The sequence below is a fragment of the Streptomyces sp. NPDC057623 genome, from assembly GCF_042800355.1.
Lineage (GTDB): Bacteria > Actinomycetota > Actinomycetes > Streptomycetales > Streptomycetaceae > Streptomyces.
On the sequence record NZ_JBHVGZ010000010.1, the window covers coordinates 180,549 to 190,238 of the forward strand.

Here is a 9,690-nt window from a genome sequence, read left to right on the forward strand (position 1 = left end):
CGGTCAGCGCCCGCGGTCGACCAGTGCCTGGGACACCGCGCGCACGCTCCGGGCGATGTGCTGCAACTGCATGACCTCCGCCGCGTACATCTTGATGGTGTGTTCGATGACCGACTCGGGCATGCCGAGGGCGGGCAGGTCGGCACGTGCGGTCTGGAGCGCGGTGCGCGCGACCCGGATCTCGTTCTGGACCTGGATCTGCGCATGGCGGGCGAGCAGCACGGGGTGGCGGATCAGCGCCGGGTAGCTGGCGTAGCGGGCCGGTACCAGCTCACGCAGCCACTTGGCCGCCGAGCGTTCCCAGTCGTAGGAACCGGGGGTCTTGACCTGGCACGGCCAGTCCGAGCTGCCGATGCGCGTCTTCGTCAGGGTCATGGTCATCGCTTCCGGGTGTGCGGCGTCGTCTGGGTGTCCGACGGAGTCGGGGCGGCCCCGGCCTAGGGGATGACCGGGGCCGCCGCCACGGGCGCTCGCGCAGGCGATGCCCGACCGAACAGCCCGAGCGCCGACGCGGGTAGGAGACGGCGGCAACGGGTGTTCGTTGAGGAGCCCGGAAGGCAGACGGCAGTCGCACGACGGATGGGGTGACGTGCGCATGAGCGGACCGGCTGCTTTCGGCGGGCGGATGGTGCGTGTGAAGTATTTATATATGCCGTCCGCTTTTCAAGGCGCATGAAAACATTCATGCGTGATTTGAAAGGAATGGCCCCATGGTGTGGTGGTTCGGCTGGAGTGGGCTGCGCCCGTCAGGGCGGACGATCGGTCCGGAAGGCCGGTCGCGGCGGGATCAGTCCCGCAGGAAGAACTGGTGCTGGTCGGAGACGTGCTCGTAGTCCTCGAGCCGCGCCTGGGTGCGCTCCGGGTCGGCGTCGGTCATGGCCTGGAGGAGCGCGGCGGCCATCACGCCGGGCGCGGCGTAGGAGTCGAAGACCAGCCGGGAGCCGGTGCCGGTGGCGAAGACGATGTCGGCGGTGTCGGCCACCGGCCCGAGCGCCAGGTCGGTGATCAGGGCGACCTTCAGGCCGGCACTGCGCGCGACCCGCACGGCGGTCAGGGTCTCCTGGGCGTGGCGGGGCATGGAGAACGCCAGCACCCAGGTGCCGCCGGCCTCGCGCGACTGGAGCAGCGCGTCGTAGGCCACGCTGCCGCCGCTGGTCACCAGCCGCACATCGGGGTGGATCCGGCGCGCCGCGTAGGCGAAGTACTCGGCGAGGGAAGCCGAGATGCGCAGCCCGAGGATGGTCAGCGGGGTCGACTGCGACAGTTTGCGGCCGATGTCGATCACCTGATCGGGGTCGGCGAAGTCGCGCCGCAGGTTCTCCAGGTTCTCGATCTCGGCGTCCACGGCGGACTGCAGTTCGTTGGCGCCGTTCTCCTCGGCCGCCGCGGGGCCCCCGGCGAGGCTGCCCAGGGCGATCGCCTGGAGCTTCTCCCGTAGCGCGGGGTAACCGCTGAACCCCACCGCACCGGCGAAGCGTGTCACCGAGGGCTGGCTGACACCGACCCGCTCCGCGAGGTCGGTGATCGAGAGGAACGCCGCTTCGGTGATGTGCTCGATCAGGTACTGGGCGATGCGTCGCTGTCCGGGGGACAGGCGGGGGTGGTCGAAGAGCGCCCTGAGCTGGGAAGTCGGGGATGCCTCAGCTTCCGGAGCGGTCTTTCCCGAAGTGATCGCGGATGCCTGCGCGCGTGCCTGCTGCGACGACGGCAGGGCGCCTCCTTTGTCTTCCACAGTGCTTTAACATAGCTCACACACTGTGCTGACCAGGCTTGGAGCGAGGTCCCCGGGGGACGCGGTCAGCGCCGATAGATGGTGATCGAATGGCCGACCGTGTCGATCGGGCGACTGCTGTCGATCAGTTCGGCCAGCCGCCCGGTCGCCTTGGCCACGGAGGAATCGGACACGACGAGCAGTCCGCGCACCTCACCTGCGGGCACCTCGCGCGGATCGGCGGCGTGGATGCCGTAGTAGGACGGCACTCCGCTGCCCTTGTACACGAGCCAGATCCGCTCGTCCGGGTACCGCTCGCGCAGCCGGTCCGCGAGCCGGCCCAGATCCTGACCCCAGTCCACGTTCGAGTCGTGCAACCGCAGATGCGTCCTCGCCGGACCACCGAACGCCTCGTTGGAGTACGGCAGGTAGTACGGGTACGTCCGCAGCGAGCTGACCGCGACGAACAGCACCAGTGCCGCCACCGCGACCGGCGCCCACCGCCACCGCACCGCGAGCACACAGCCCGCCGCCACCGCCAGGAACATCGGGACGAAGACGGCGTACCGCGTGCCGAAGTCCCGCGCCCCCAGCATGGCCGAGGCGAGCAGCACGGTGGCCGGCACCAGCGGATACGGCGCCGCGCGCCGCAGCCGCCGCACGGCCACCAGCGCCACGGCACCCGCCGCCCACAGGGCGAGCATGCCGAGCGGCGTCTTCACCAGCAGCGCGGCCGGCAGGTAGTACCAGAGCGAGCCCGTGTAGAGCCGGCCGAACAGGAAGCCCTGCCAGGGGTGGTTCTCGAAGCCGAACTGGATGCGCATCCCGTCCCGGTACGCCTCCGGGAACGGCAGCAGATCCACCGCGAGTCCCCGTAGCCCGTGCACGACGGGCACATGCTGCTGCGGCGACCAGAGCAGCCGCGGATCGACCGCCAGATACGACGCCCATACGACGGCGATCGCGACCAGCGCCACCACGCCGGCGCCCGCGACCGCTCGTACCAGCGCCCTGCGGCGGGGCTCGGCGGACGGCCTCGCGCACCACACGGACAGGGCGGTGAGCGCCAGTACCACCGGGACCACCGCCAACGCGCTCATCTTCGTCGCCAGGGCCGCACCGAGCGCCACTCCGGCCAGCGGCACGCACCACCGCGGGCGGCGGCGGGCCCGCCACAGCAGCCAGACCGACACCAGCACGAACCCGGCCGCCGGCACGTCCAGGGTGGCCAGCGAGCCATGGGCGATGACGTCGGGGGAGAAGGCGTACAGGCCGAGTGCCGCCAACCCACCCGCCGCACCGGCCAGTTCACCGGCGAAGGCGAAAACGGCCAACCCGAACGCAAGCGTCAGGACGATCACGGGGAGCCGGGCGAACAGCATCAGACGCCAAGGGTCGTTCCCGGACTCGTACAGCAGATGCCGCCCCAACCGGCCCTGATCGCCGGTGAAGGAGGGATCGACCCGCGGATCCGCCCACACCAACCCGACGCCGACGACGAGCTTTCCCAGCGGCGGATGCTCGGGGTTGTGGACCACGCGGTGCTCGTGCAGATACTCGGCCGCAGTGCCCACGTACACGGGCTCGTCGATGGTCGGAGTCTGCCGCACGGCCGTCGTCACCATCGCGACGGCCATCTGGGCCAGCAGCAGGCCCACGAGGAGCGCGACGAGCCGGCGTCGCCGGCGGGGGTGTGAGGGCAGCGCGTCGGGCGGGCCGGAGCGCTCCTGCGGCGCCGGGTCCGGGACCGAAGTCGGGGCAGGGTCCGAAGTCGTGGCCGAGTGCCGTTCGAGCGCCATCATCCGCTCCGCGGGGCCGTCGGCCCCGCGGCGGCGGGAGCTGATCCGGAGCCGGCCCATGGGCCTACTCTGCACCAGCCCCCGCCGGGGACGGCGTCACCGCTTCAGGAGTCGTACCGACAGACCTTCCGTCGTGTAGAGGGGTACGGCCCGCAGCCTGTCGGAGTTCAGCTCGATCCGGTCGAACTGGCCACGCAGCTGGGACGCCTCGATGACGGGGATCGTGGTCCCCGCGGCCGGCGCGCGCTCGGCGTCGAGGCGCAGCGACAGCACGCTGCCCCGGCCCAGCACGACCCGCCGGGACACCTCGAGCGCCGGACCGTGGTTCTTGCGGAGCAGCAGTTCCAGGGTCGCGTCGCCCTCCTGGACGTAGGAGCCGCGCACCCGCAGCACCTTGTCGCCGCGGAGCGTGCCGCCCTCGACGCGCACGTCACCCTGCCCGAGAGCGTTGGCGGACCCGGCGACCAGCACACCCGCGCCGACGACCGTGCCGCCGTGGTACCGGTTGTGCCCGGTCAGCGTGAGCGTCCCGGAACCGCGCTTGGTCAGAGCGCCCTCACCGCGGATGTCGTTGCGCCACGTGTCCGCCGCGCCGAAGCCCCCGGCCGCGGCGTCGAGCGTGACGGTCACGTCGGAGTCGAAGGCGCCGTAGCCGTCCGCCGCCGTGAAGAGGTCGAGCCGCCCCCACTGCTCGAAGCCGTCCAGCAGGACGTACCCGGCGGGCAGCGCGGTCGTGCGCAGCACCTCGCGGCGCTGGGCCGCGGTCAGGTACGGCTGGCGCGTCTCCAGCAGCACCTCGGCGCCCTTCGGCACGGTCAGGGGCTCGTCGCGGCCGCGCCGGGTCAGCACATACGTCAGCTTGGGCTTGACTGCGCGGGCGTTGGCGTCCCGGTCGGCGTACGGGTCGGTGCCGGCGTCGGCGGAGTGGGCGTACGCGTACAGGGTGTCGGCCGTCGTGCCGGTCCGCTCCTTGAAGTACGCGAGGGCCTGGGCGCGGGCGGCGGCCTTGAGCGCCGCGTTGGCCGGGTCGGCGAGGGCGGCGGCGGCCAGGGCCGTGGCCATGATGCGACCGCCGAGGACGTCGACCGTGGAGTGCATGCCGGCCACGATGCGGGTGTGGCTGAGCTCGAAGGCCCGGGTCACCAGCTCCTGGAAACGCTCGGGCACGGCGTAGGCGTACGCCAGGGCAGCCAGGTGCAGGGCGTTGGTGTGCCCGCTGGGGAAGCCGCCGTCCTCGGCCGGGTTCTCGCCGCGCTGGCGCAGCAGCTGCGGGGCGACGACCACCTTCGAGTCGTAGACGGGGAAGCCGAACGCGTCCTTCTTGCCGGTGTCGACGACCTCGCTGTCCTCGTTCATCCGCCACGGGCGCGGGTACTGGAAGGCGAACTTGGCCGGGTTCCCGGACGCGAAGGGGCCGCGCACGGTGTCGACCAGCCTGGCCACGTCGCCGAGCTCCGAGTCGTACGAGCCCGCGCCGATCGCGGAACCGGCCGGGGCGTCGGCGGGCAGGGCGTCGCTGATCTTCCCGGCCGGGGTGCCCTCCGGCGCGCTCGTGATCGAAGTGACCGCCTTGGCCCCCGACTTGTACAGGTCGGCCAGCGGACCGAGCCCGGCGATCACCGAGTAGCTCTGGTGCTGACGGTCGATGATGAACGATTCCTTCGCCTGAGCGTCCGTGCGCACGGCGGTGATCCGGGCGCAGTAGCGCATGTTGGCGCGCAGCACCTCGGGCGCGAGCGGCGTGCCGGTGTCCCAGGCGCCGCCCGTCTTCCACACCTTCGCGAAGCCGCCGAGGACGCGGACGACCGCGTTGGTCTCGGGCGTCTGGTTGGCGACGACGTTCGTCCTGTAGTCGTCGACGAACGCGGCGGCGGTCGCGGCGGCCTTCGCGTCCGCCGCGGCCAGCCAGCTGACGAGGGTGGGCGCGGCCACGAGGCCGGCCGTGGCGCCCAGGGAGGTCTTGAGGAACCCCCTTCGCCTCATGGTGCGTTCGGTGAGCGGCGCGGGGGAGTGCTGCCCGGCGGATGACGGCATGGGTGTGGCCTCTCTTGAGTTCTGCGGCCGTGCGGCCGGGAGGTCGTACGAGCGAAGATCTACGGGCGAGTCATGGCGGAGCGGAGGAGAGTCGGCGACCGGAACATGTCACACAAGTGAACGGGCCATCGCCACCGCGCCCTCGACCGGCGGCGTCCGCAGGGGAAGCGGCCGGGCCGTCGGCACACTCTCCCGCAGTGCCGACGCGAAGGCGTCGTACAGCGGGGGCTGGGCGAGGACGGTACTGCCCGCGACCACGACGTCGTCGACCACCACACCACGGGCGGCGAGGCGTTCGACGAGCGCGGCCAGGGCGCGGCCCGCCTCCGCGATCACGGTGCGGGCGAGCGGGGAGCCGGCCTCGGCGGCCGCGAAGACCGCCGGAGCGTGCCGGCCCCACTCGGCGGAGGCCGCCGTGACGGACTCCAACGCGGCGCCGAGCGCGGGTACTTCGGGGACGTCGAAGGCGGCCAGCAGACCGAGTGCCAGCGCGTCGGGCTCCTCGCCGCGGTCGTGCGCGGCCCATACGGCACGGACGGCCTCGCGGACCAGACCGGCGCCGCCGCCCTCGTCGCCGAGCAGCGCGCCCCAGCCGCCTACCTGGACCGGTGTGCCGTCGGCGAAACGGCCCACGGCGACGGATCCGGTGCCGGCGACCAGGCCGACACCCTTGTCCAGGCCCGCTGCGGGCACGATCAGTTCGGCGTCGCCCACGACCAGCGCGGGCGCGTCCAAGTGCAGTTGGAGCGCGGTACGGATCTGTGCGCACTGACGCGCGGTCTCGCAGGCATGGGCGCCGACGGCCAGCGCGGACGGGCGCGTGCCCTTGGGAAGGGCCTCGGCGAGCAGCGCGGCCAGCCAGCCGGCCGCGGCCACCGGATCGCACGGCCGCCAGCCGCTGCTGGGGCGGACGTGATCGGCCACGACGGTGTCGCCCCTGAGGGCGCGCAGATGCGTCTTGGTGCCGCCCACGTCGATGCCGACCAGCAGAGGGCCAGACAATGGGGTGTCCTGCACGGATCCTCTTTCGTCGGTGCGCTGTGTGCTGCGACGGCGGGCGAACCGTGCCGGAGGGCAAGACAGTTGAAGAGCTAGGGAAGCCCCGGGACGGGCCTCTGGACGGACCACGGCAGGCGAGTACCGTGACGTTCGTTAGGAAGTTAACTAACGAAGTACAGTGCGTGTCAATAGGCGTCGCGCAGTCCGCTTCCCGGGCCTTTCGTCCGGGGCGGCCGCGCGCGGCGCCAGGGCAACCCATCGCCGCCTTCCGCCGAGCCGATCGGCCCGGGAGAGCAGCCTGTCACCTGGGGGAACTGTGGAACACGACGTGGGAAGAGCCCCCCGTCTGACCGAGAGCGCGAGCCATGTATTCGCCGTGCTGGCCCAGGCCGGCACCGCGACCCGGCCGCAGCTCGCGAGCCTCGCGCGGCTGTCCAAACCGACGGTCTCCTCCGCCGTCGCCGAACTGGAGGGCGTCCATCTGGCCGCCCACTCCGGCACCGCCTCCAGCGGCACGGGCCGCAACGCGGCCGTATACCGCCTCGGCCCGGCCGCCGGCGCCGTGCTCGCCGTCGACCTCGGCCCCGCGGTCACCCGGGTCCGCGGCTGCGCCCTGGACGGCACCCTGCTCGCCGAGGCCACCGGGCCCCGGGCCGAGGCGGCCGACGTGGTGCGCGAGGCGCTCGGCGCGCTGCCCGCCGACGCCCCGCTGCGCTCCATCGTCGTGGCCGTCGGTGACGTCGCCGCGCGGGGCGAGGAGGGCTCCGGGATGCGCCCGGCGACCGCCAAGGCGGGGCCTGTCTTCGACGCGGTGGCCGTCGCGCTGCCGCCCGGAGTCCCCGTCCATCTGGAGAACAACGTCAACTGCGCCGCGCTCGCCGAACTGCACGAGGGCGCGGCGCGCGGCCGTCACACCTTCGGCTACCTGCGGATCGGCGTCGGTATCGGTCTCGGCATCGTCGTGGGAGGTCAGGTGCTGGCCGGGGCGAACGGAGCCGCCGGAGAGCTCGCCCGGCTGCCCTACCCCTGGGACGACGGTCTGGAGCCCCGCCACGAGGCCCTGGAGGAGTACATCGGGGCCCGCTCCCTGCTGCGCCGGGCCGCCGAGGCATGGCCGGATACCGAGGGCTCCAGCCCCCGTACCGCCGAGCGGCTCTTCGCGCTCGCCGGACAGGGCAGCGCCCCGGCCCGTGCCGTCGTCGCCCGGCACGCGGTGGACGTGGGCCGGCTGGCCGCCGCCGTGACCGCCGTACTGGACCCCGGACTGCTCGTGCTGGGCGGCAGCACCGGCGCGTTTCCGCAGCTCCTGGCCGGTGTGCGGGCCGAGCTGGAGCGGCTCAGCTGGCCCACCGAGGTGGTCAGCAGCCAGGTCGGTGATCTCGGCACCGTGGTGGGCGCGGCCCGCCTCGCGGTGGCCAGAGGAGTCCAAACCGTGACCGAGGTGGCGCGGATGAAGCATTGACGGTTTCGGACTCGGTCTGCCAATGTCCGGACAAGCGCTTTCTAAGTCGGCCGGGACGCCGACTTGGGGTGAGCGTCCCGCCCGTATCTCGACATACGGCAACCGCATGAGGGCGTGCCCGTGCGGTGACGGCCAGGACGGCCGGGGATCTCGCCCCGCGTGGACGACGCGGCCGGGCGAGGCCGCGGCCCCGGAAAGCGAATTTTCCTGCAAAATGCACCCGTGCCGCCTCGGTCGGCGCCGTGCTCCGTCCCCTACGACGAAAAGGGATCGAAGATGACCACTGTGGGTGTGCGGCGCTCCCGCCGACTCGGCCGCGGCGGCATAGGCCGCCTGGTTCCCCTCGCTGCCGTGGCAACGGCAGGTGCCCTGATGCTCACCGCCTGCGGAGGAGGATCCGACTCCGGCGGGACCTCCAAGTCGCTGACGTTCTGGATCTCCACGGTTCCGGGACAGGACGCGGGCTGGAAGAAGATGGTGGCGCAGTACGAGAAGGAGACCGGCGTCAAGGTCAAGCTCGTCAACATCCCCTACGACGGCTACGACGCGAAGCTGCGCAACGCGGCGCAGGCGAACTCCCTGCCCGACGTGGCGGCGGTGCCGAAGCTGGACCCGATCTGGTCGAACAAGCTGATCGACCTCGGCGACATCGCCAACAACAAGAGCAACAAGATCAACGCCAACTTCGTCGCCAAGGACTCGTCCGGGAAGGTGCTGTCCATCCCCTCGGACGTCACCGCCTCCGGCATGTTCATCAACAAGTCGCTCTTCGAGAAGGCCGGTGTCTCCTTCCCGACCTCGCCCGAGAAGACCTGGACCTGGACCGAGTTCATCAAGGCGGCGAACAAGGTCCGCGAGAAGACCGACGCCAAGTACTCCCTGACCTTCGACCAGTCACCCTCCCGGCTGCGCGCCATGGTGTACGAGATGGGCGGCAAGTACGTCCACGCGGACTCCTCCGGCAAGTTCTCGGTGGACGCGGCGACCAAGAAGGCCGTGAACACCTTCGTCGGATGGAACGACGACAAGACCATGCCGAAGTCGGTGTGGACCAGCGGCGCCGACCCGTCGGCCATGTTCCAGAGCGGTGACGTCGTCGCCTACTGGTCCGGGGTGTGGCAGGTTCCCGCCTTCGCGGACAGCATCAAGAAGTTCGAGTGGGCGAGCGTCCCGACCCCCGCCCAGCCGGTGCAGGCCAGCGACGTCAACAGCGGCGGCATGACGGTGGGCTTCAACAACAACGCCGACGCGGCCACCGCCGCGAAGAAGTTCCTGTCCTGGCTGTACGAGCCGGCCCACTACCAGGCGCTGTGCGAGGCGTCCGGGTTCCTGCCGGTCGAGAGCGGTCTGAACCCGAAGTACCCCTTCAAGTCCGAGGCGGCGCAGGCGGCGTTCAAGCTGTACAACGAGTCGATCCCGCTCTACGACCCGATCTCCGGCTACTTCAACAGCGCGCAGACGAACTGGGTGCTGAAGGGCAAGAGCCTCACCGAGGACCCGACCAAGACGGAACTCGGCAAGGCGATCAACGGTCAGCAGTCGGCCGGCAAGGCCCTGGAGAACATCGTGGCCGGCTACAACCAGCAGGTCGGCGGCGGATCGTAGGCCACAGGGCCGGGGGGGGGGGTGAGGAAACGACGACCGGGCCCTGATTGCCCAGTGATGTCGGGGTCCTTGCTTGAGGC

At 71.5% G+C, this 9,690-nt stretch carries 7 protein-coding genes; 2 read left to right on the plus strand and 5 right to left on the minus strand.

The window, feature by feature from the left end; all coding sequences use genetic code 11:
- Positions 1-3: 3 nt before the first annotated feature.
- From ACFU95_RS13900 to ACFU95_RS13920, 5 genes are all read right to left on the minus strand, one after another.
- Positions 4-381 carry a hypothetical protein gene (locus tag ACFU95_RS13900; RefSeq protein ID WP_383826456.1) on the minus strand — a complete coding sequence of 126 codons (378 nt, stop codon included), beginning with the start codon at positions 379-381 and terminating at the stop codon, positions 4-6.
- Between the two features lie 406 nt (positions 382-787).
- Complete coding sequence (locus tag ACFU95_RS13905) at positions 788-1,711, minus strand: MurR/RpiR family transcriptional regulator (protein ID WP_383826566.1); 924 nt, start codon at positions 1,709-1,711, stop codon at positions 788-790.
- Between the two features lie 86 nt (positions 1,712-1,797).
- Positions 1,798-3,570 carry a phospholipid carrier-dependent glycosyltransferase gene (locus ACFU95_RS13910; RefSeq protein WP_383826459.1) on the minus strand — a complete coding sequence of 591 codons (1,773 nt, stop codon included), beginning with the start codon at positions 3,568-3,570 and terminating at the stop codon, positions 1,798-1,800.
- Between the two features lie 36 nt (positions 3,571-3,606).
- A complete protein-coding gene (locus tag ACFU95_RS13915) occupies positions 3,607-5,544 on the minus strand; it encodes a phosphatase PAP2 family protein (RefSeq protein WP_383826462.1) in 1,938 nt (645 codons plus the stop codon).
- A 108-nt stretch (positions 5,545-5,652) separates the two neighbouring features.
- Positions 5,653-6,561: an N-acetylglucosamine kinase gene (locus ACFU95_RS13920; RefSeq protein WP_383826465.1), complete on the minus strand. Its 909-nt coding sequence runs from the start codon at positions 6,559-6,561 to the stop codon at positions 5,653-5,655.
- 310 nt (positions 6,562-6,871) lie between these two features.
- Here ACFU95_RS13920 and ACFU95_RS13925 point away from each other — a divergent pair, with 310 nt between their 5' ends.
- Positions 6,872-8,005 carry an ROK family protein gene (locus tag ACFU95_RS13925; protein ID WP_383826468.1) on the plus strand — a complete coding sequence of 378 codons (1,134 nt, stop codon included), beginning with the start codon at positions 6,872-6,874 and terminating at the stop codon, positions 8,003-8,005.
- 276 nt (positions 8,006-8,281) lie between these two features.
- Complete coding sequence (locus tag ACFU95_RS13930) at positions 8,282-9,610, plus strand: ABC transporter substrate-binding protein (RefSeq protein WP_383826471.1); 1,329 nt, start codon at positions 8,282-8,284, stop codon at positions 9,608-9,610.
- Positions 9,611-9,690: the final 80 nt, after the last annotated feature.